Below are 20,934 nucleotides of genomic sequence, written 5' to 3' on the forward strand. Positions count from 1 at the left end.
TCAGGGCTGATTAGCCAGCCTTGAGGTTCTTATCGTTTTCCTTTTTCATCATAACGCCAGCATCTTGTAACATCCATTCAATGAAGCAACCGTAACCCGATTTCGGATCATTCACGAATACATGAGTAACTGCACCGATCAACTTACCATTCTGTACAATGGGGCTGCCACTCATCCCTTGAACGATACCTCCGGTTTTATCCAGCAGTTTCGGGTCCGTGATGCGAAGTACCAGACCCTTCGTTGCTGGCTCCGTTTGATCTGCCACATGGACAATGTCAATGGAGAAGCGTTCAACTTGTTGACCGTCAACCACGGTAAGTATCTCGGCCGGTCCTTCTTTCACTTCATGAGAGAAAGCGACGGGAATACCTTTTGAATAGAGACTGTGCTCAGGATTTCCGGACATTTTACCAAAGATGCCAAAAGCCGTATTACGTTCAATATTGCCCAAAATCTTGCTTTCCTTGAGGAAATGAGCACGTTTTTCACCCGGATCACCGGTCTCACTTTTTGAAATGGACGTCACATTGGACTGAACAATCTGACCACTACCCACAACAATAGATGTTTGTGTGTTCATATCTGTGATGACATGGCCCAGTGCGCCGTATACGCCCTGATCGGGAGCATAGAAGGTAAGTGTGCCAACGCCGGCTGCAGAATCACGAATGTATAAACCAAGCCTCCACGCTTGATCCTCGGAGTCATACGCCGGAGTCAATCGTGTCTTAACCGTTTCCTTACCACGTTTTAACACAACATCAATACCTTTTTTACTTTTACCTGCAAGTTCAACGGCTTCAGAGACACCTGCCACGCCATCAAGGCGTTTACCATCCATATGCGTGATCAGATCTCCAAGCTTAATGCCTGCGTTTTCTCCAGGCGATACACGCTCATCCTGCCCGGAATGGACCAGATGATGACCAACCACCAGAATGCCTGCCGATTTAACTTTGACGCCAATCGTTTGACCCCCGGGTACAACACGCAAATCCGGTATCACATTTACATGGACTGTTTTAACCGGAATTTTACCCCACAACTTCAACGTTAATTTGGCATGTCCCGTCTGTTGAGGGTTAAGATGCAAAGGTTGTTGCCTGGTAACATGCATCGCTGCCTGATCATCCAAACCAACGATATCGGGACGATCTATAACGGCGCTTGAAGCAGCAGGTACAGCGAGCCGGACATCCGCTTGCCTGCCAGCAAACACCTGCAATTCATCCGGCAGTGAAGCATAACTTTGCACAGGCTGAATGGCCTGGCTAATCACACAAAGAAAGAAGGCAAATAAAAGACCTAGCAATTTCTTCCTGAGGGGGGAATTCAATGGCTGTCACACTCCCTTTGCTTCTTTCGCTTGACGAAAGGTGGTCGCCAATTGCGTACCTATAAGATAACCTCGCCCCCAGGCTTTTATTACTGTCAATCATTACGCCAGCCGTCCGTTTCACCCTTTTTTGGCTTCCGCCAAATTCAGCATTTCCTGTGCGTGATGCAGCGTTTTTTCTGTAATTTCCACGCCGCCCAGCATACGTGCCAATTCCTTCACTCTGCCTTCGTCTGACAGCGATTCCACCTGCGTCATCGTCCGTCCATCGTAGACATGTTTCTCAATGAGATACTGATGATCTGCCATACAAGCCACTTGTGGTAAGTGAGTTATTGAGAAAACCTGACAAGTCGAAGACAAGCGGAACAGTTTTTCCGCAATGGATTGAGCTGCTCTACCGCTAACACCAGTATCAACTTCATCAAAAATCAACACAGGTATCCGGTCATGTCGCGCAAAGATACTCTTCATCGCCAACATCATTCTCGACAACTCACCACCTGAAGCAATCTTGCCAAGTGGTCGTAATGGCTCGCCCGGGTTCGGTGAGATCAGGAATTCCGCATTGTCCGCACCCTGACGATTCAGACGAATACGGCGTCCATTCCATTCAATGCCCTTCGGATCTTCGAATGGAGTAATCTGAACACGCAGTGTAGTCCGTTCCATTTGCAGATCCTTGAGTTCACTTTCCACCTGTGCAGCAAGTTCCTCTGCGCATTGTTTGCGAACCTTGCTGAGTTCTTCTGCAGACTCCATCACAAGGTTCAGCATTTTGTCACGTTCAGCTCGCAATTTCTCCAGCCGTTCGTCCTTGTTCTCCAGTTGGTCGGTTTCATGGCTAATCTGATCATAATAACTCAGAATAAGTTCAACACTGTCTCCGTATTTCCGTCTGAGGCCAGAAATCAGATTGAGCCTTTGCTCCACTTCTTCCAACCTTGCCGGATTAAATTCAATCTTCTCCCGGTAATCCCTTAGCTGGAATGTCGCATCTTCCAATTGATAAAATGCGGATTGCAGCTGCTCTACAATTGGTTGCAGTCCTTTGCTATCATATCCAGAAATGTCTTCAATTCTTGAAAGAGCAATGCTCACAGCTTCAAGACCGCGTTGACCACTGAGCAGATCATATGCACCAGCAACACTGTCCATCATTTTCTCACTATGGGATAGTTTGACCCGTTCTTCCCCGAGTAATTCATCCTCGCCTCGTGTAAGGCTTGCCGCTGCGATCTCCTCAAGCTGAAAGCGATACATGTCCAAGAGTTGATATGCCCGCTGACTGGACTCCTGAAGCGCACGCAGTTCTTTTTCCGCCGTGATAAACTTGCTGTAGCGCTCCTGGTACTTCACTTTGACAGGTCCGATGACTTCCGAGCCATAGGTATCGAGAAGCCCCAGATGACCCTCTGCACGCAGCAAACTCTGATGTTCATGTTGTCCATGGATATTGATTAGCTTCTCGCCTACTTCCCGCAGCATGGTCAGATTGACCAATTGCCCATTAATGCGGGACGTACTCTTCCCTTGAGTATTCAGCTCACGCCGAATAACCAAATGCTCTTCAGGCTCACAATGGATACCGAGCTTCTCTAACGTCAGCCAGACCGGATGACTCTGCTCCATCTCGAAAAGGGCTTCCATCTCTGCCTTCTCACATCCGTACCGGATCAGATCAGCTGAACTTCGTCCACCAGCAATTAAGCCAAGTGCATCTATAATAATCGACTTCCCTGCACCCGTTTCCCCTGAAAGTACATGGAATCCCGGATGGAATACAACGTCCACTTCTTCCACCACAGCCAGATTTCGAATCGATAACGTAACTAACATCTGCAAAAACACCTCCGGATGACTAACTCAGAAATTATGTTTTTGAACCATTAATTTAAGCAATATAACCCATAATGCGTTCAATAACGGTCACGCTGTTACCTTCAGTCCGGCAGATAATCAGAATGGTATCATCTCCACAGATCGTGCCCATGACTTCATTCCACTCAATATTATCAAGCAAAGCTGCAATGGAGTTGGCTGTTCCCGGCAAACATTTCATCACAACCAGATTGTTGGTGTGATCAATGTGCAAGAAGTTGTCAACGAGTGCACGCTTCAACTTTTGAATCGGATTATATCGTTGATCTGTTGGCAAAGAGTACTTGTATCTTCCGTCATCCATCGGAATCTTGATTAACAGAAGTTCCTTGATATCTCGGGATACCGTCGCCTGAGTCACCTGAAAACCTGATTTGCGTAGTGCTTCAACCAGATCATCCTGGGTCTCAATTTCATTTTGACTAATGATTTCACGAATCTTGATGTGCCTTTGTCCTTTCATACATGCCTCCAGTTAAATGTATTGCAATAAAGCAGCAATTGTAGTTCGCCGCAGACTTTGCCCTGCAATGTTCATCTTTTTATATTAGTCCAGATCATCCCCATCATACACATCTTCCTGATAGTCCATGAGCCTGATTAACTTAATATCGGAATCCTCCACGTCAACATACAGCAATCCTTCACAGCCAGGATATAACAACAGATAATTGAGGAAGCGATCTCTTAGCGCAGGGCCGGTCATTTCAATTGGCTGTCTGCGACGAGAAGTTTTCACCAAGTATCTCAGATCCTCACGTTCTGCAACATAATCAATGAATAACCTGCTGTAATAAACGGATTCATTGGCCTCAAAAGCCAGAGGGACTTTCATTTTGCCACCGATGACTTCGTAACCCTGTGCTTCAAGCAAATCCAAGGCCGGGGAATCCTGAATCTTCACGTTCAGTTGCATTCCGGACAAGCTTACCGGCATCGGTCGGTTCACCCAATTACGCAAGCCAAAGAACAGCCACAAGATCAAACAGACAGCAAGTACACCTATAAAGATTGTGTCATATTGACCATCCATTATCGCTCACCTCGAAGACATATTCGAGGTTCAGTAACGATTTCCCTTTACATCAATCACCTTTCCAGCGAAAAGAAACCCATCTTATGATGAGTTTCCCGTAAATGTATGAGCTGCTTCCTTTGCAACTTGCTCCGCAAGTGCGTCAAGTGAAGCTGGATCGATCTCTGGTTGTGTGGCCTCTGGTGCTTCCAGACGCCAATGTGCGAGAAATTCTATATTACCTTCTCCACCGGTTATCGGTGAAAAAGTCAAACTCTGCAGATGCAAACCAAGTTGACTGGCAAAATGAAGCATCGTCTGCAATACATCCTTGTGTACCTTCGTATCACGTACCACACCGGACTTGCCTACTTTTTCACGCCCTGCCTCAAATTGAGGTTTAATCAATGCAACGATATCTGCAGGTTGTTTCAAAAGAGCCAGAAGTGGCGGCAATATGATTCGCAGTGAAATGAACGACACATCAATGCTCGCAAAGTTCGGGACGGGTCCCGTCAGATCTTCAGGAGTCACATAGCGGAAATTGGTTCGTTCCATAACAGTAACCCGCTCATCATTACGCAAAGACCAGTCGAGCTGATTATACCCCACATCAATAGCGTAGACGTGAGACGCGCCATGCTGAAGTGCACAATCCGTAAATCCACCGGTGGATGAACCAATGTCGAGCATGACAAGTCCATTCATATCAAGGCCGAAATGACGGATCGCTTTTTCGAGCTTCAATCCGCCTCTTCCGACGTAGGGATGTACCGAGCCTTTAACTTTCAGCTCGGCTTCCCTTGGAATTTTCATGCCCGCCTTTTCGATTGGCTCATTATTGGCATATACCAGTCCAGCCATGATTGCAGCTTTTGCCTTCTCACGACTTTCATAATAGCCCTGCTCAACCAGCAGAACATCAATTCGTTCTTTCGGGAGTGACATGTCTGTCTCCTATCATGTAAATTTACGAAGGAAAACGTGTTTTGGGTATGCCGTAAGATGATTGAACAGCCATCTTGCGCAGTTCAGCACATACATTTTCAACGGTAAGACCCACTTCCTCACGTTGTTCCTTAATACTGCCATGCTCGATGAAGCGATCCGGAATCCCCATCAATTGTACATGAACATCATGTAGTCCCTGTTCTGCATAAAACTCCAGCACTGCACTACCCATGCTGCCTGCTTGGGATGTTTCTTCAAGTACAATCAATTTGGTGCCTCGAACAGCTAAATCACGCAACATTTGCTCGTCAAGAGGTTTGAGGAAGCGAGCGTTGATTACGCCTGCTGTGATCCCTTCCCGCTTCACCATCTCTGCTGCTTCTTCTGCAAGCTGCACCATCGACCCTGAAGCGATGACAGCATATCCCTCTGATGGACGCAGTTGCTCCCATGATCCGATTGGAATCGGAACAAGTACATCATCCAAAGGCACACCGACCACATTGTTTCGTGGATAACGGTAAGCAATTGGACCTTCATTATAATCAAGCGCCGTTTTCATCATGTGGCGCAATTCATTTTCGTCTTTTGGCATCATCAAGACGATATTTGGAATATGGCGCATAAATGCCACATCGTATACCCCTTGATGTGTTTCCCCATCCGGACCAACAAACCCGGCACGGTCAATAGCAAACATCACGTTAGCGTTATGACGGCAAATATCATGTACAATCTGATCATATGCACGTTGCATAAACGTAGAATACACGGCAAAGACCGGCTTCAAGCCTTCCATAGCCAGTGCAGCACACATGGTTGCCGCATGCTGTTCTGCGATCCCTACGTCAATCATGCGGTCAGGAAATTCCTTACTAAAAGGAATGAGACCTGATCCTGTAGGCATTGCTGGCGTTACAGCTACGATCCGCTTATCCTGCTTCGCAAGATCAATTAACGTTTGGCCAAACACTTCCGTGTACATCGGTTTTCCAACTGCCTTCAGCACTTGCCCAGATTCAATTTTGTACGGTGAAATCCCATGCCACTTGTGCGAATCGGCTTCTGCTGGCTGATAACCTTTACCTTTGGTCGTGAGCACGTGAACGAGCACAGGGCCATCAACGTTATCTGCCTGTTTGAAGGTTTCAATCAATTTGGGAATATCGTGCCCATCAATCGGTCCCAAATACGTGAAGCCCAGTTCTTCGAAAAGAACACCTGGTACCATCATATATTTGACACTGTCTTTGATCCAGCTTGCCGATTTGGCCAATCGATCTCCGATAGCTGGAATTTTTTTAAGCATCCCTTCGACATCATCTTTTGCTTTCAGATAATGACGATCCGAACGAATCTTGCTCAAATATTTATGCATGGCCCCAACGTTTGGAGCAATGGACATTTCATTATCATTCAGAATAACCATCAGTTTTCTCTGCTCATGACCGATATGATTCAGAGCCTCAAAAGCCATACCACCTGTAAGCGCTCCATCACCAATCATCGCGATAACTTGGTTGTCCTCACCCTTCAGATCACGTGCAAGGGCCATCCCCATCGCAGCGGACAACGAAGTACTGCTGTGTCCAGCTTCCCATACATCATGTTCGCTTTCGTTGCGTTTGACAAACCCGCACAGGCCGTTATGTTGACGCAATGTATCAAAGCGATCCATACGCCCTGTCAGGACTTTATGCACATAAGCCTGATGCCCTACATCAAAAATCATTTTGTCTGCTGGACTGTTATAGCAGTAATGCAGGGCTACCGTGAGCTCAACCACGCCTAAGTTGGGTGCGAGATGCCCACCTGTAACAGACAGTTTCTCAATCAGAAACTGCCGGATCTCTGCCGACAAAAGGGCAAGATCATCCTGAGACATCGACTTTAGATCACTGGGTTGTTTAATTTGTGGAAGCAGCACGAGAATCTCCCCGCTTTCCTAGATTGTTTAGTTATTGTTGTAAATCGATATATACATTATGAATCAAATGACATTAAATCATTATAACATAAAAGAACAAGAATCATAATTTACTGCACTATACTCCCGATAACGAGCATTCTCGCCAGCAAGTTATTTAAAATTCTTCTCCATATGTATTCCCGCATCCACTCGGGACAGACTTTTTCCATCTACTCGGAAAAAGGACATTACATTCATTACACGGTTATACAGGTTTTGAAACAGCGCGTTTTATCAGAATCTAATGGTCTCGACTCATCAGGTAATCTGCAATTTCCAGCAATCTGGATGCATCAGGTAACTCAGCTCTTTCAAGTGCGTCTTTTGCAGATTGGGTAAGGGATTTCACCTCAGCTACAGAAGCCTCCATGCCAATAAAATAAGGATATGTTACCTTCTGCTGATTCACATCGCTCTGTGTTTTCTTGCCCATCTTCTGCTCGTCACCCGTCAGGTCGAGAATATCATCCTGAATTTGGAACGCCAGCCCCAGATCACGGCCAAATACACGCAAGGCTTCCAATTGTCCTTCCGTTGCTCCACCGATTCGTGCTCCAGCAATGAGGGAGAAAACAATCAGGTCACCTGTTTTGTGCAAATGAATATATTGAAGCTGTGCAAGATCAGTCATGCCTTGCTCGCCTTCCATATCCGCAACTTGGCCACCGACCATACCTCTTGCTCCAGCGAGTTCGGACATGTCCTCTACGATGGACAGCAACGCATCTGCCGCCACACCGCTACGGTGTCCAGCTTGAACAATGCTATAAAAAGCATGGGTTAACAGCGCATCGCCTGCCAATATGGCTGTTGCCTCACCATATACCTTATGATTCGTTAATTTTCCCCTGCGGTAATCATCATTATCCATAGCAGGCAGGTCGTCGTGGATCAGTGAATACGTATGAACCATCTCCACGGCGCAGGCTACCGGCATTGCAGCTGTACGCTGTGCACCGAAGGCTTCCGCCGCAGCAACGACCAGAAGAGGACGAAGGCGTTTGCCTCCGGCCATGAGTGAGTACTGCATCGCATCCGTCAACGATTGGGGTACATCCCAGTGATCGGGAAGCGTGTGTTTCAACGCTTCTGTCACCCCAGCTGTGACCTCTTCGAGGTATGCTTGAAACGAAGGACGATTACTCATGGACTTCACCGCTCTCATCGTCAGCAGTTCCGAAAGGCTTCTTGCGAAGCTCTCCATCTTCTTCTACGATCATTTCGATCTTGCGTTCCACTTGTTCCAGCTTCAGACCGCAAAGTTGCGAAAGTTTCATCCCGCGTTGAAACAGATCGATGGCCTGTTCCAACGGAACATCACCATGTTCCAGCTGACCTACGATGTCTTCCAATGCCGCCATTGCCTCTTCAAAATTCAATTCCGGTTCATTCGCCATGGGTATTGTCGTCCTCCTTCATTCCCCAAACCTGACAGTCCAGCTGTCCGTCTGTTAATTTAATCTTAATTGAATCTCCAGGCTGTACATCCTTTGTGGACTTGATTAATCGCTGTTCCTGCTCGTCATAGACAAGACTGTATCCACGTGACATGACTTTAAGCGGGCTGAGCGCATCCAGATGCCGCACAGATGATTTCCACTGTTGTTGCTTTGATCTGGTTATAGACCTGATCGCAAGTTCCAGTTGTCTGCGTGCTGCCGCATTCTCACGGCGTGCTGCATTAACCTGCTCACGAGGATTGAATCGTTGCAGTGCTGCCCGCAGACGCTCCTGCTTCTCTCCTGTCCATTTCATACGCGTATCCACTGTTCTCAAAAGCCGTTGGTGCATCATATCCAGTCGTTCGGTGTGTTGCATCAAGGTGCGTCTTGGATGAACAAGCACTGGCGAACGCTGTAATCTTGCGAGCCGTTCACGATTATGTACAGCACGTTGACGTAAGCTGTGCTGTAACTGGCGCTGACGTTGTCCGATCTGCTCAAGCAACTCGGCTCGATTAGGTACAGCTAACTCAGCAGCTGCTGTAGGTGTAGCCGCACGCAAATCGGCTGCAAAATCAGCAATAGTGAAGTCCGTTTCGTGCCCCACCGCAGAAATGACAGGAATATCCGAAGCGACTATTGCTCTTGCCACAATCTCCTCATTAAAGGCCCACAACTCCTCCAGTGAACCGCCTCCGCGTCCAACGATAAGTACATCGGCTTCTCCCATCCGGTTTAGGTTTCCAATCGCTTTGACGATGGAAGGTGCTGCACCCTTGCCTTGAACCAGAACAGGATACAAAACAACTTTGGCAGAAGGGTATCTGCGTTGGAGTGTGATCATGATGTCTCGCACCGCCGCTCCCGTCGGTGAAGTTACAACTCCGATGGTCTGTGGATAACGAGGAATCTGTCTTTTCCGCGAAGGTGAAAATAACCCTTCATCCTCGAGCTTTTTCTTCAGCTGTTCGTATGCCAGATACAGACTTCCAATTCCGTCCGGTTGCATATGGGTAGCGTAGAATTGATACTGCCCATCCCGTTCATACACCGAGACATTACCACGGGCAATAACCCTTGCACCCTCCTTCGGTACAAAGGGTAATCGCTGGTTATGGGACGCAAACATAATTGACTTGATCCGGCTGTCCTTGTCCTTCAATGTAAAATACATATGGCCGCTGGAGTGATGTGTGAAGTTCGAAATCTCCCCGCGTAGCCAGACGTCCGACAGGACCTGATCCGATTCCAGTTTCATCCGGATGTATCGGTTCAGGTCTTTAATGGAGTAGATCTTTTGATCTGCCACAGACAAAACCCTAGGCCAATCCGTGAGCGCGCTTGGCAGCGATCAATGTATTTTGCATCAGCATTGTGATTGTCATCGGACCAACACCACCAGGAACGGGTGTAATTGGACCAGAAACTTCTTTTACACTCTCGAAATCAACGTCTCCTGCCAGTTTGCCATTCTCCAAACGGTTCATGCCGACATCAATAACAACAGCACCCGGTTTCACAAAATCAGCATCCACAAAATTAGCACGGCCGATGGCTACAACTAGAATGTCCGCCTGACGTGTAATTTCTTTCATGTTGGCTGTGCGGGAATGACACATCGTTACCGTTGCATTCTCACGTTGCAGCAACAGCGATACCGGTTTGCCAACGATGTTGCTTCTTCCGATGACTACCGCATGTTTACCGGACATTTCCAGTCCAGTGCGCTTGATCAGTTCAATTACACCAGCCGGGGTACATGGAAGCAGACTATCGTCTCCAATAACAAGATTACCAACATTGACTGGATGGAATCCGTCTACGTCTTTATCCACGGCAATTGCATCAATGACCGCTTTCTCTTCGATATGTTTTGGCAGTGGCAGTTGAACCAAAATTCCGTTAATGGATTGTTGATTGTTCAGCTTGTCCACCAGCGCAAGCAGATCTTCTTGGGACGTATCTGCATCCAAGCGATGCACTTCGGAGTAGAAACCGAGGTCGTGACATGCTTTTTCTTTATTACGCACATAGACTTGGGATGCCGGATCTTCCCCGACGAGCACAACAGCCAGACCAGGTACTACCCCCTGTTCGCTAAGCTGTTTTACTTCTGTTGTCATGCTTGCGCGGATCTCTTGGGATACTTCTTTACCGTTAATAATAGATGCTGTCATTGTACTCTCTCTCCCTTATGTGAATATAAATTTAGAGGTTGTTCAAAAAGCCCGCTTTTGATTACAAAGGATACTGAAAACCGGTCTTTTTGAACACACACTATAATTAATCATAACTTAAGATAATTTTGCTTTAATGGCATCAACTTCCTGAATCATGCGTCCAAGTACGCCATTGACGAACTTACCGGATTCTTCTGTACCAAAATATTTGGACAGTTCGATTGCTTCGTTGACAGACACTTTTGCCGGAATATCATCACGGAACACCATTTCATACGTTGACAGTCGTAGAATTTGGCGATCTACACGTGACAGACGGCTGATCTGCCAACCTTTCAAATAATCCACCAGCAGCCCGTCAATCGCTTCTTTATTGTTCCATGCTCCTTGTACAATCTCAGTAACATAGGTACGCATTACATCTGCATCGCGGATAACCACTTCGGTTTCATTATCTTCAGCGGCTTCATTGATCAACATGTTTACAGCTTCTGCTGCGCCTACCTCATTCATTTCCATCTGATACAGACTTTGTACTGCAATTTCCCTTGCCAAACGTCTTTTCATGTCCTGCCTCCTGCAGCGCTCCGTCTGGAGCGTCATCATGCTTATTTTATAATCCATGCAACCATCTCATCAAATCCATTAATAGATTGATCGATGGCTTCCACGGTATTGTTATTGTTATTGTTATCCCTTTTCACAAAAAAACCTGCAATACGTTTCCTCCAAAAAACGGGCAACCTAAACTACAGCTCTATTTTCGGAAGAAACATATTGCAGGGTTCAGGTAGGTCACTTAAACGGACGCCAGCGATCGCCAAGCCATTGCCCCCACTCCCTCCAGGGAATGGACGAACCCAGCTTCGAATCGCTTCGTCTGCCTAACGTATAACCGATGAACACCAAGAGTGCAAAGAACAACATATCCCAAAAACCGATCCATACATAAAGAAATCCAAAAAAGATGCCGCCGATAATTCCGGTAATTCGGCCTCTGTGACTATCCCAAATCTCTTTCCACAGCATCAGTGAAACTCACCTCATTCCACTCGACTCTTGTAGTTAGGCGACTGGGTTACATTAGCGATATACACCGTGACAAAAGAAACGGGGATGCCCGTAATCTCTTGTACATGATCATGTATCGCCTTTTGCAGATCAGAAGTCAGCGCAGGAATAGGTGTCTCACCATCCACTACTGCACGGATCATAATCTCCAGTCCTGACTCAACCACACGTATGCGTGCCTTGACATCACGTACTCCCCGGAAACGGGAAGTTGCCTTCAAACAGAGATTCTCAATCGTCTCCATCGAAATCTGTACATCACCAAACTCAGTACGTTGATCTACAGACGGCAACGATGCACGCTCACGGCGAACCGAGATGTAGAAAAATCGCAAACTCAGGATAAACAAAATCGCTGCTGCAATAACCGACGCAACAATAACGTTTTGTTCCTGCTGGTAATTCAATTCGTAAGGCAGCACACCGCTAATCAGAAGAATGACGGCTGCCGATATTGCTCCAACGCTTATGCTGTATATAAACAACAGAAGCCGATCCAGTATTTTAGCCACGAACTGCACAGCCTCCCTTGCTCACTAACATTACTTAACCTGTTCACTAGCAAAAAATCAGATCCTCATCTAGCTTTCGCTATAATGAAGACCTGTCCAAGACGGGATAACCCCCGGCAGATGATGCCGGGGGAATCTGTCTTCTTTTATTTTACGCGCTGACTGTTCAGGTCGATCTCTTCCACTTTCTCGGTGCTCTTGAACTGAACGTCATGAATGTGCACATTCACTTCATTCACATTCAATCCTGTCATGTTCTCGATGGAACGTTTCACGTTCTGTTGAATCTCCGTAGCTACTTGTGGCAGACGGTATCCATACTCGATAATTACAGAAACATCAACTGCAGCTTCACGTTGGCCCACTTCGACTTTAACGCCTTTGGAAAGGTTTTTGCGACCAAGCAATTCAGCAAATCCGCCAGCGAATCCGCCACTCATGCCTGCAACACCTTTCACTTCAAGGGTTGCCAATCCAGCAATCACTTCAATAACTTCAGGTGCGATCTGGATTTCACCGATATCCGTTCGTTCAAATTCAGTCGGTAGTGTACTCATAACTGTTCAACACACCTTTCGCGAGATAAGTTTGCGGCCATCCGTCAGGGCGCTGGACTCAGGTTAATCAACCTTCAGAACCCTTCCGGTCCGGCTTTACCGGAACTCCTGCAAACATCCGCAAGGTGCGGGCTTATCCTTTGCAGGAGACATGCGCTCTTATTATTACATACTATATCATTTGGGCTACATTATGACAAACAAGCCCAATATACCTTTTAAATCTCGTTTTCCTCAAGAAATTTGATATCAAAGTCACCACGAATGAACGTTGGGTGCTCCAGCAATTTCTGATGGAAAGGAATAGTTGTAGATATGCCTTCAATCGCAAATTCCCCAAGCGCACGCTTCATCTTGGCAATCGCCTCTTCACGATTCGCTCCCCACACAATCAATTTTGCGATCATGGAGTCATAGAAAGGTGAAATGGTATAACCCGGATAAGCAGCACTATCTACACGAACGCCAGGTCCTCCCGGTGCAAGGTAGAATCCGATTTTGCCTGGTGATGGCATAAAGTTACGGTCCGGATCTTCTGCATTGATACGACATTCAATGGACCAGCCATTGATAACCACGTCTTCCTGACGGAATGAAAGTGGGTTGCCTTCAGCTACCGAGATCATCTCACGGATCAGATCCACGCCAGTAACCATCTCAGTAACCGGGTGCTCTACCTGAATACGCGTATTCATTTCCATGAAATAGAACTCGCCATTCGGGCTGAGCAGGAATTCCAATGTACCCGCTCCCGAGTAATCCACAGCAAGGGCAGCCCGTACCGCAGCTTCGCCCATCAGTGTACGAACATCTTCGGAGAGAATCGGACAGGGAGCTTCCTCTACCAATTTCTGGCGACGACGCTGAACCGAGCAATCACGCTCTCCCAAATGTGCTGCATTTCCGTGTTTATCAGCAATGATCTGAATTTCCACGTGTTTCATACCTGTCAGGAATTTCTCCAGATATACACCTGCATTGCCAAATGCCTTTTGTGCTTCCTGCTGAGCAGCAGTAATCTGCTTAATCAGCGTTTCTTCATCTTCGGCAATACGAATTCCCTTACCTCCGCCACCAGCAGTAGCTTTGATAATAATAGGATATCCGATATCTCTAGCAATCATGATGGCTTCATCCATATTTTCAACAAGGCCGTCTGATCCAGGAATAACAGGTACTCCTGCATCTTTCATCGTCTGTTTGGCAACAGCCTTGTCACCCATTTTGGTGATGGCTTCAGGAGAAGGTCCAATAAACGTAATATTGCAAGACTCACAAATTTCCGCAAAATCAGCATTCTCCGCCAAAAAACCGTAACCAGGGTGGATTGCATCACATTCCGTCAGTGTGGCTACACTCATCAGGTTTGTGAAGTTGAGGTAACTGTCCTTAGACAGTGTCGGTCCGATACAATAAGCCTCATCTGCAAGACGAACATGCAGAGAATCCTTGTCCGCTTCCGAATAGACGGCTACCGTTGAGATGCCGATTTCACGGCAGGCACGAATAATACGTACCGCAATCTCTCCACGGTTCGCAATCAGTATTTTTTGAAATTCCATTTCGTTTTGTCCTCCTTCGAAGCTCATGCGGTTAGCTGTTTACCAGCTATAACGGTTATTCCGGTTTCACCAGGAAAAGGGGCTGCCCATACTCGACCAGCTGTCCGTTCTCAACCAGCACTTCAACGATTTCTCCCTTGATGTCCGCATCAAGCTCGTTCATCAGCTTCATAGCTTCGATGATACATACCGTTGTTTTCTCAACAACTTTATCACCAGCGCTCACAAAAGGACCCGCTTCCGGCGAGGAAGCTCTGTAAAAAGTACCTACCATAGGAGATACAATTTTATGTAAATGACTTGTAGTATCGACCTGCGGTGCAGCTTCACTTACCACTGCGGCCGGCTGTACTTGCGGAGCAGCAATCATTTGCGGTTGCACAGCAGCTGCTTGAACATACTCCGTTTTGCCCGGTTTGCGGATCGATAACCGTGATCCTTCATTTTCAATTTCCAACTCTTGAACGGAACTTTCATCTACCAGTTTAATCAGTTCTTTGATTTCACTCAATTTAAACATTTCCATTATTCACTCCTTCGGCATCATGCCAGTCTCACTAGGACGGTCATATGGCTTTATGTATTATATCATAATCATTAAAAATGGAAAGAGCCCGAGAGTACAACCAGCTCCCGGGACTGCATTTCCATGATTAGGATTACTGTTCTGTGACGTATTGCACGCTGATTTTGTTCTGTGAAACCGCCAATTCTTTCATGACCAGATCGACAATGGATACCGCCTGTTTTACATCCAGTTTGTCACTGAGGACCACCACTTTATACTTGTCGGCATCTTCTTGAACGATCGCATTAGCATACTGTTGAGAGAGCGTCTCTTCAATGCCAGTGATTTTGGCTTCTTTTTCTTCCAGTGTACGGAGTTGCTCCGTTGCTTTGGCATTCTCCTCTGGTGTTTTGCTCAGATCACCTGCCACGGTCATCAGTTCCTCATACTTGCGATTGTTGCTTTCTTCACGTTGCCACTGGTAGTTCTGGAACTGGCTGCTCGCAGATACTGTCGTATTCTGCTCTTCCATTTCCTTGAGGACTTCCTCATCTGTCTTGGTTGCAGTGCCGCCTGCCTGACCGTCTGTCTCCGGTGTAGTTGTTGCCCCTTTGTCGGTCTCTTTGTTGGTTTCTTTGCCTGCCTCACCCTTATTCTCGCCTGGTACGACAGCAGGTGTTTTCTCTGTATTTCCAGCTTCTTTACCTTCCGTAGCCGCCGGTTCTTCCATAGCGCCAGCCGCACTTGGATCACTTTCAACTTCGCCGCTATTCACCACTTCATTCACAACCAAACCTTCTGTAGGATCAAGAATGCCTGCCGTCTCCTTTGCTTCCCCTTGCTTGATTCCATCCACTTGCTGACTGTCAGCCACCGGCGCGTTGATTGGACCGGAATCCTCAGTGAACAGATAATACGCGGACAAAATGACCATCAGACTCAGCATGGAAACGAGCCATACCGTTTGACGTTTGTTATTCATTAGAACTTCCTCCTCAAATTGGCTTCAATCTTATGAGAATTGAATCTTGTGATTCAACACATCAGATTAGTCTTGTTTGCGCGGTACAACCGAGATCCGGTAGGCTGCCACATTCAGTCCTTTTTCCACAGCATCGGTTATCAGGTCCTTCACAACCTTGTTCTCTGCACCCCTCGCAACCACAAGCACCCCACGGATCTGCGGTTTGAGCTTTTTGGTCACTATAGGTGTCTGATCCCCTGATATTTCGTACGTAATAATCTCGCCATCACGGGTATATTGCGTCATATGTCGCTTGCCCCCGCTAGCATCGGTTTCTTCGGTAAGTTGCTGAGAATCCTTCACGTTCCGCTGAACGACCAATTCTTCTGTGGAATCCACGGTAACCATCACATCAACCGTTCCCACACCAACAATGTTTTCCAGCACACCTTTGATTTTGTCTTCAAATGCAATTTCGATCGCCTGAAAAGGATTCTGTTCTGACGGATCACTCTGTATGGATGCCATGGATGTTGCCGGGTCCGGTGGTTCCCGACCGATATTTTCGGAATCAATTTTTTTGACATTGACGAAGGAATTGAACAGCATGATTCCCACCCCGATCAAACCGAGGATAATCAGCCAGCGGAAGGTTTGACTTCGCCTTACCCCACCCTCTCCGCCACCCATCCAGGTTTCCATCTTTTTGAACCATTGTTTCATCGGACACCCTCCTTCTCAGAGCACTTCACCACTTTTGGGTTCTCTCACTTGAACGTTGCTCGCATCAACATCCCACTTTTCAGTCAACAATGTAATAATCTGCACCGCATGTTCGGACCTTGTGGATGTCTCACCTTGCTGCTTCGTCTCATCTGCCTGATCACGTATAACAGGCTGGGAAGAGGCTTCATTTCCACCACGCTGCCCTTTACTCACATCAATCTGTACATCAGGTACTTCAATCTGACCAACCTGGATGGGCTGCTGTGTTTGAGGTGATTTATCCTTCTCCGCTTCTGTGTCTGTTCCAAATATGGGTTGTGTATTAGCAGCAACTTCTTGCTGCCTTGCCTTCACTTCTCCCTCTGCACCCTCTCCTGCCATCTCGACCAACACACGCTGGATCACAGGCAGTTCGACGGATGAGGCAGCTTCCATCTCGGTTTCATATTTACTCATGGTCAGCTGTACCTCTACGGACCGCACCTTGGCTCCTGTTGTTTCTTCAATCTGACCTTTCATGACATTAGCCAGTTCTTTGGCTGTCCATTGTAAGGATTGTTCCTGTTCATTGGATTGCAGCCGCTTGCCCTGAGCCAATATCTGTTCGAGTGTTGCATTCCCATCCGATGGAGCATCCATTGCCGACATGGCCCGTTTCAGTTCGCCAACCGGATCACTTTTGAGCAGCTTGGTTATGGGTGATAAAAGGGTTAGCAGGATGAGAAGGCTCAGCACAAGCTTGACATAACGTTCCATGGATCGATTGGGCAACAGCATATCCACAAAAGTCGCCAGCAGAACGATCATAATCAATTCCTGGAGCCAGTTGCTCAGCCACCCCATCCTTTCCATCCCCTTTCTTGCCAACATACATTCAGCGCATCATGACAGTCAGATTGCCCGCGGTCAGCAGGATGGTAATTGCCAGGAAAAACATTAGCCCGACGGCTGCGAGCGCCGCAAATACGTAGATCATACTCTTGCCGATGGCCTGGAGGCATCCTACAATCGGGGTGTCTCCTAGCGGTTGCATAATGGCACCGGTAACGTTGTATATCAAGGCAAGAGCCAGGATCTTAAGTGCCGGAAAGGCACATAGAAACAAAATGATGATCACCCCGGTGAGTCCAATTGCATTTTTGACAAGTAAAGAAGCTGTAATTACCGTATCCGTCGCATCCGCAAATGTTCTGCCCACGACAGGAACAAAGTTGCCTGCGATGTATTTGGCGGCCTTCAGGCTGACTCCATCTGCTACCGATCCCGATGCTCCCTGAACCGAGATTACACCCAAAAACATCGTCAGCAGAATACCCAGCAGTGCCACACTAATATTGCGCAGGAGGTCGGCCAGCTGTGTCAGCTTGTACTTGTCAGACAATGAACTGACAAGATGCAGAACAGCCGAGAAGAAAAGTAACGGGAATACCAGCAAGTGAATCAATGTACTAACCAGATGAATCATGAAAATGATGAGTGGATGTGTCACCGAGACGGTGATGACATTCCCCATGGACGCGAGTAGTGTGAATAACAAGGGAACCATGGCCATCATGAAGTTGATCATGCCGGTTATGGCATCCTTGGCGTATCCAATCGCCACACTGAAACTGTTGATTGCAATAATGATGATGACCATATAACAGATGGAATAGGCGATTTTGCTAATATTATTTTTCTCAAATGCGGTCTGAAGTGTCTCCAGAATCATGCTGAGTACACTTAACATCACAATCGTGACCAGAAGTTTGCCATTATATAAAATTTCATGCAGCATGAAGGTTCCTATCGCTACAAACACCGATTTCAGGCTGAACCCTTCATTGCCGGGGATTAACATATCCATGAAGGAAGGGGTCTTCCCATCCGGGAAGAAACCACCGTATTGTTGCATCAGTTGATCCCAGTATTTCTCCACCTGATCCTTGGGAAGCTGATCGGCCTGCTGCTGCATCCACTCACCGGATGGTGAGCTTGCAGTAACCTGTCCCAGGATACCAAACAGAAAACAGAGCATCAGCACAACCGTAAGGCGCCACTGCGGCTTATGATACATTGATTTCATATGAAGTCCGCACGCCCTTTCTACACCGGCATCAGCTTCATGACGGTTTCGATAATAATGCTGATGATCGGTATAGCAAGTACAAGGATCAGTACCTTACCAGCCAGTTCGATCTTGGACGCAATGCTCTCCTGACCTGCATCCCTGACAATCTGTGCGCCAAATTCAGCGATGTAGGCTATACCAATAATTTTCAGCACCGTTTTCAGATAGATACTTTCCATGCCTGAATTCTCGGCAAGCCGCTTCAACACTTCGATGACTGCACCGATTTTGCCAATCAACAACATGAAGATGACAATGCCGGTCGCGGCAGCAATCAGAAAGGCAAACATCGGTTTTTGTTCCTTAATGACCAGAATGAGCACTGTTGCGATGAGCGCCAAACCTACAACTTGGATAATTTCCACAGGTCACCACCATCCGGCTTCATGACCGTTTTTCATTGAAAAAGAAATATCGATTTGATCTCTTGTAGCAGGCTGTCCAGCATACGGACCACCATGAACAATACAACGACAAATCCGATTACGGTCACCCAGTGAGCCATATCTTCCTTTCCCATTTGTTTCAGTACCGTGTGAATCATGGCGATGATGATTCCGATACCCGCAATTTGAAAGATTGCGTTCACTTCTAGATTCATGACCTTGGCACCTCACTATCCCGGCTATTTCAGAAGATCAGAATGACGATTAACGCTCCGACAAGCATCCCGAGGCTTCGGCTCATTCGTTCATATTTCATTTGATCGGCCTGGGCACGGGATTCCTCATGCATTAGTTGTTGAATGGCTAACGATATATGTTTGGTCTGATCCTGACGGTCACTTGTGCCAAGGCTGAAGCTTAATTGCAGCATCACTTCCTTCTCGTCAGCCTTCATGGCCGATCTTCCCCACGCCAGATCCACGCCTGACTGCAGACTTTCCCGGGCAGTGAGTCCATGAGGAGGTTCCATCTGTGTGGCTGCATGAAGGAACAGCGTCTTTACAGGTTCTTTGGTCTGTGCTCCCATCTTGCCCATGGCATCGGGAAGTGGAGTGAGCCCATAGTTAATCTCCGTCATTAGTCGCTGGAGGGCTGCAATGAGTTCTCGCAACTGTCTCGGTCTTAATGCATACTGTCTGGCCTTGTAAAAACCGGCGAGAGTGCTGGCTAACAGAATAATTACCGCACCAAACATGTTAACCAAAGGCTTCACCTCCTGCCCCGGTCTGCTGCAACCCACGCATTTTGCCATCAGCCAGCCGGAAGGTCATGCCCCGGCTCGTCCGTTGCAGCTGGACATAACGTTGAAACATCTGCTCCGTAATTAAGGTTCTGAGGGCGGGTCTGGCCGACAGCTCCGATAGATCACGGCCATGAGCAGTCGCGATCACAGAGACTCCTGCATGCAGGGCTTCCATCACCGCCTCGGCATCCTCCGGACGACCGATCTCGTCCACAATCAGGACATCGGGCGACATGGAGCGAAGCATCATCATCATGCCCTCAGCCTTCGGACAACCGTCCATCACATCTGTTCGCGGACCTACGTCGAATCCAGGTACTCCTTTGTAGCTGCCAGCGATTTCGGACCTTTCATCCACAATGCCCACTTTCAGCCGCGGACGTATTCCCTGAACCAGTTCATTGCCCCCTGTAAGCTTTGTACCACTGCTAATTTGTCTCGCCAGATCTCGCAGCAACGTCGTTTTCCCTTGTTGTGGTGGTGATAGGATCAACGTGTGCAGGACCTGTCCGCTCTTCATATCGAGAAGATGAGGAAGGATACGATCAGCCACCCCATGTACCTCACGAGCTATCCGAACGTTAAACCCGTTGATGTCGCGCAGGTATTCGACACGCCCACCGCTTAGTACCGTTCGGCCAGCAAGTCCGATTCGATGTCCGCCAGGTATGGTGATGAACCCTTTGCGCAGTTCCTCTTCCAATGTATAAAGTGAATGGTTACTGATCAGGTCCAGCAACCTGTGCGTCACTTCTTTCTGAGGAACATACGCTTCTTCAGGATTCCCGGTCGGACAACCTTGAGGTGTCAGGAAGTGGTAAGTGTTGTCTGCATTAATCTCCAGGGGTCTGCCTTCACGAATACGTACTTCCTCCACTTGTTCCAATAGTGCGGGCGGCATTCTTCCAAGAATGGTTCGGATCGGTTCCGGAAAAAGTTCCCTCCAGTTCACCTTCATG

General features: G+C 47.4%; 24 protein-coding genes. All 24 read right to left on the bottom strand.

Annotated elements, in window-relative coordinates; translation table 11 throughout:
• Positions 1-10 precede the first annotated feature (10 nt).
• Complete coding sequence (gene spoIVB / locus V6669_RS19765; RefSeq protein WP_338587736.1) at positions 11-1,339, bottom strand: SpoIVB peptidase; 1,329 nt, start codon at positions 1,337-1,339, stop codon at positions 11-13.
• 120 nt (positions 1,340-1,459) lie between these two features.
• On the bottom strand, positions 1,460-3,178 hold the full coding sequence (gene recN, locus V6669_RS19770) for a DNA repair protein RecN (protein ID WP_338587737.1): 1,719 nt from the start codon (positions 3,176-3,178) through the stop codon (positions 1,460-1,462).
• 55 nt (positions 3,179-3,233) lie between these two features.
• On the bottom strand, positions 3,234-3,683 hold the full coding sequence (argR, locus tag V6669_RS19775) for a transcriptional regulator ArgR (protein WP_017687604.1): 450 nt from the start codon (positions 3,681-3,683) through the stop codon (positions 3,234-3,236).
• An 84-nt stretch (positions 3,684-3,767) separates the two neighbouring features.
• The gene (locus V6669_RS19780; RefSeq protein ID WP_074095691.1) at positions 3,768-4,253 is read right to left on the bottom strand and encodes a hypothetical protein; all 486 of its coding nucleotides are present in this window, start codon (positions 4,251-4,253) and stop codon (positions 3,768-3,770) included.
• Between the two features lie 84 nt (positions 4,254-4,337).
• Positions 4,338-5,183 (bottom strand): TlyA family RNA methyltransferase, encoded by an 846-nt coding sequence (locus V6669_RS19785; RefSeq protein ID WP_091018128.1) that lies wholly within the window; start codon positions 5,181-5,183, stop codon positions 4,338-4,340.
• Between the two features lie 22 nt (positions 5,184-5,205).
• Complete coding sequence (gene dxs, locus V6669_RS19790) at positions 5,206-7,113, bottom strand: 1-deoxy-D-xylulose-5-phosphate synthase (protein WP_133385416.1); 1,908 nt, start codon at positions 7,111-7,113, stop codon at positions 5,206-5,208.
• A 283-nt stretch (positions 7,114-7,396) separates the two neighbouring features.
• Entirely contained in the window at positions 7,397-8,320 is a 924-nt protein-coding gene (locus V6669_RS19795) for a polyprenyl synthetase family protein (protein ID WP_338587738.1), read from the bottom strand.
• On the bottom strand, positions 8,295-8,552 hold the full coding sequence (gene xseB, locus V6669_RS19800) for an exodeoxyribonuclease VII small subunit (protein ID WP_017687599.1): 258 nt from the start codon (positions 8,550-8,552) through the stop codon (positions 8,295-8,297). Before xseB ends, V6669_RS19795 begins: the two co-directional genes overlap by 26 nt.
• Positions 8,542-9,906 (bottom strand): exodeoxyribonuclease VII large subunit, encoded by a 1,365-nt coding sequence (gene xseA / locus V6669_RS19805; protein ID WP_338587739.1) that lies wholly within the window; start codon positions 9,904-9,906, stop codon positions 8,542-8,544. The genes xseB and xseA overlap by 11 nt, the downstream gene beginning before the upstream one ends.
• A 10-nt stretch (positions 9,907-9,916) precedes the next feature.
• Positions 9,917-10,774: a bifunctional methylenetetrahydrofolate dehydrogenase/methenyltetrahydrofolate cyclohydrolase FolD gene (gene folD, locus V6669_RS19810; RefSeq protein ID WP_017687597.1), complete on the bottom strand. Its 858-nt coding sequence runs from the start codon at positions 10,772-10,774 to the stop codon at positions 9,917-9,919.
• Positions 10,775-10,891: 117 nt separating this feature from the next.
• Positions 10,892-11,344 (bottom strand): transcription antitermination factor NusB, encoded by a 453-nt coding sequence (nusB, locus tag V6669_RS19815; RefSeq protein ID WP_017687596.1) that lies wholly within the window; start codon positions 11,342-11,344, stop codon positions 10,892-10,894.
• A gap of 228 nt (positions 11,345-11,572) precedes the next feature.
• On the bottom strand, positions 11,573-11,806 hold the full coding sequence (locus V6669_RS19820) for a DUF2273 domain-containing protein (protein ID WP_017687595.1): 234 nt from the start codon (positions 11,804-11,806) through the stop codon (positions 11,573-11,575).
• A 14-nt stretch (positions 11,807-11,820) separates the two neighbouring features.
• Positions 11,821-12,360, bottom strand: coding sequence for an alkaline shock response membrane anchor protein AmaP (gene amaP / locus V6669_RS19825; protein ID WP_017687594.1), 540 nt, complete (start codon positions 12,358-12,360; stop codon positions 11,821-11,823).
• 146 nt (positions 12,361-12,506) lie between these two features.
• Positions 12,507-12,917, bottom strand: coding sequence for an Asp23/Gls24 family envelope stress response protein (locus V6669_RS19830; protein ID WP_017687593.1), 411 nt, complete (start codon positions 12,915-12,917; stop codon positions 12,507-12,509).
• Positions 12,918-13,135: 218 nt separating this feature from the next.
• Entirely contained in the window at positions 13,136-14,479 is a 1,344-nt protein-coding gene (gene accC, locus V6669_RS19835; protein WP_338587740.1) for an acetyl-CoA carboxylase biotin carboxylase subunit, read from the bottom strand.
• A gap of 55 nt (positions 14,480-14,534) precedes the next feature.
• The gene (gene accB, locus V6669_RS19840; protein ID WP_036614903.1) at positions 14,535-14,999 is read right to left on the bottom strand and encodes an acetyl-CoA carboxylase biotin carboxyl carrier protein; all 465 of its coding nucleotides are present in this window, start codon (positions 14,997-14,999) and stop codon (positions 14,535-14,537) included.
• Positions 15,000-15,138: 139 nt separating this feature from the next.
• Complete coding sequence (locus V6669_RS19845; protein WP_338587742.1) at positions 15,139-15,969, bottom strand: SpoIIIAH-like family protein; 831 nt, start codon at positions 15,967-15,969, stop codon at positions 15,139-15,141.
• Between the two features lie 66 nt (positions 15,970-16,035).
• The gene (spoIIIAG, locus tag V6669_RS19850) at positions 16,036-16,674 is read right to left on the bottom strand and encodes a stage III sporulation protein AG (RefSeq protein WP_338587743.1); all 639 of its coding nucleotides are present in this window, start codon (positions 16,672-16,674) and stop codon (positions 16,036-16,038) included.
• 15 nt (positions 16,675-16,689) lie between these two features.
• On the bottom strand, positions 16,690-17,520 hold the full coding sequence (spoIIIAF, locus tag V6669_RS19855) for a stage III sporulation protein AF (protein ID WP_338587744.1): 831 nt from the start codon (positions 17,518-17,520) through the stop codon (positions 16,690-16,692).
• A 31-nt stretch (positions 17,521-17,551) separates the two neighbouring features.
• Positions 17,552-18,742: a stage III sporulation protein AE gene (gene spoIIIAE, locus V6669_RS19860; protein ID WP_338587746.1), complete on the bottom strand. Its 1,191-nt coding sequence runs from the start codon at positions 18,740-18,742 to the stop codon at positions 17,552-17,554.
• Positions 18,743-18,762: 20 nt separating this feature from the next.
• Entirely contained in the window at positions 18,763-19,152 is a 390-nt protein-coding gene (gene spoIIIAD / locus V6669_RS19865; RefSeq protein WP_017687586.1) for a stage III sporulation protein AD, read from the bottom strand.
• A gap of 32 nt (positions 19,153-19,184) precedes the next feature.
• Positions 19,185-19,388 (bottom strand): stage III sporulation protein AC, encoded by a 204-nt coding sequence (spoIIIAC, locus tag V6669_RS19870; protein WP_017687585.1) that lies wholly within the window; start codon positions 19,386-19,388, stop codon positions 19,185-19,187.
• 29 nt (positions 19,389-19,417) lie between these two features.
• Positions 19,418-19,936 carry a stage III sporulation protein SpoIIIAB gene (gene spoIIIAB / locus V6669_RS19875; protein WP_036614389.1) on the bottom strand — a complete coding sequence of 173 codons (519 nt, stop codon included), beginning with the start codon at positions 19,934-19,936 and terminating at the stop codon, positions 19,418-19,420.
• Positions 19,929-20,933: a stage III sporulation protein AA gene (gene spoIIIAA, locus V6669_RS19880; protein WP_338587748.1), complete on the bottom strand. Its 1,005-nt coding sequence runs from the start codon at positions 20,931-20,933 to the stop codon at positions 19,929-19,931. Before spoIIIAA ends, spoIIIAB begins: the two co-directional genes overlap by 8 nt.
• Position 20,934: the final 1 nt, after the last annotated feature.

Origin of the sequence: Paenibacillus sp. Y5S-9 (genome assembly GCF_036894235.1) — a bacterium.
GTDB lineage: Bacteria > Bacillota > Bacilli > Paenibacillales > Paenibacillaceae > Paenibacillus.

What these genes read in the sequence shown, in the direction of transcription:
- spoIIIAG (WP_338587743.1), bottom strand. Translation starts at nt 16,674, where the DNA reads ATGAAACAATGGTTCAAAAAGATGGAAACCTGGATGGGTGGCGGAGAG.
- nusB (WP_017687596.1), bottom strand. Translation starts at nt 11,344, where the DNA reads ATGAAAAGACGTTTGGCAAGGGAAATTGCAGTACAAAGTCTGTATCAG.
- V6669_RS19845 (WP_338587742.1), bottom strand. Translation starts at nt 15,969, where the DNA reads ATGAATAACAAACGTCAAACGGTATGGCTCGTTTCCATGCTGAGTCTG.
- accC (WP_338587740.1), bottom strand. Translation starts at nt 14,479, where the DNA reads ATGGAATTTCAAAAAATACTGATTGCGAACCGTGGAGAGATTGCGGTA.
- argR (WP_017687604.1), bottom strand. Translation starts at nt 3,683, where the DNA reads ATGAAAGGACAAAGGCACATCAAGATTCGTGAAATCATTAGTCAAAAT.
- xseB (WP_017687599.1), bottom strand. Translation starts at nt 8,552, where the DNA reads ATGGCGAATGAACCGGAATTGAATTTTGAAGAGGCAATGGCGGCATTG.
- V6669_RS19785 (WP_091018128.1), bottom strand. Translation starts at nt 5,183, where the DNA reads ATGTCACTCCCGAAAGAACGAATTGATGTTCTGCTGGTTGAGCAGGGC.
- spoIIIAF (WP_338587744.1), bottom strand. Translation starts at nt 17,520, where the DNA reads ATGGGGTGGCTGAGCAACTGGCTCCAGGAATTGATTATGATCGTTCTG.
- V6669_RS19780 (WP_074095691.1), bottom strand. Translation starts at nt 4,253, where the DNA reads ATGGATGGTCAATATGACACAATCTTTATAGGTGTACTTGCTGTCTGT.
- spoIIIAA (WP_338587748.1), bottom strand. Translation starts at nt 20,933, where the DNA reads ATGAAGGTGAACTGGAGGGAACTTTTTCCGGAACCGATCCGAACCATT.
- folD (WP_017687597.1), bottom strand. Translation starts at nt 10,774, where the DNA reads ATGACAGCATCTATTATTAACGGTAAAGAAGTATCCCAAGAGATCCGC.
- V6669_RS19820 (WP_017687595.1), bottom strand. Translation starts at nt 11,806, where the DNA reads ATGCTGTGGAAAGAGATTTGGGATAGTCACAGAGGCCGAATTACCGGA.
- spoIIIAE (WP_338587746.1), bottom strand. Translation starts at nt 18,742, where the DNA reads ATGAAATCAATGTATCATAAGCCGCAGTGGCGCCTTACGGTTGTGCTG.
- V6669_RS19795 (WP_338587738.1), bottom strand. Translation starts at nt 8,320, where the DNA reads ATGAGAGCGGTGAAGTCCATGAGTAATCGTCCTTCGTTTCAAGCATAC.
- accB (WP_036614903.1), bottom strand. Translation starts at nt 14,999, where the DNA reads ATGTTTAAATTGAGTGAAATCAAAGAACTGATTAAACTGGTAGATGAA.
- spoIIIAC (WP_017687585.1), bottom strand. Translation starts at nt 19,388, where the DNA reads ATGAATCTAGAAGTGAACGCAATCTTTCAAATTGCGGGTATCGGAATC.
- V6669_RS19830 (WP_017687593.1), bottom strand. Translation starts at nt 12,917, where the DNA reads ATGAGTACACTACCGACTGAATTTGAACGAACGGATATCGGTGAAATC.
- recN (WP_338587737.1), bottom strand. Translation starts at nt 3,178, where the DNA reads ATGTTAGTTACGTTATCGATTCGAAATCTGGCTGTGGTGGAAGAAGTG.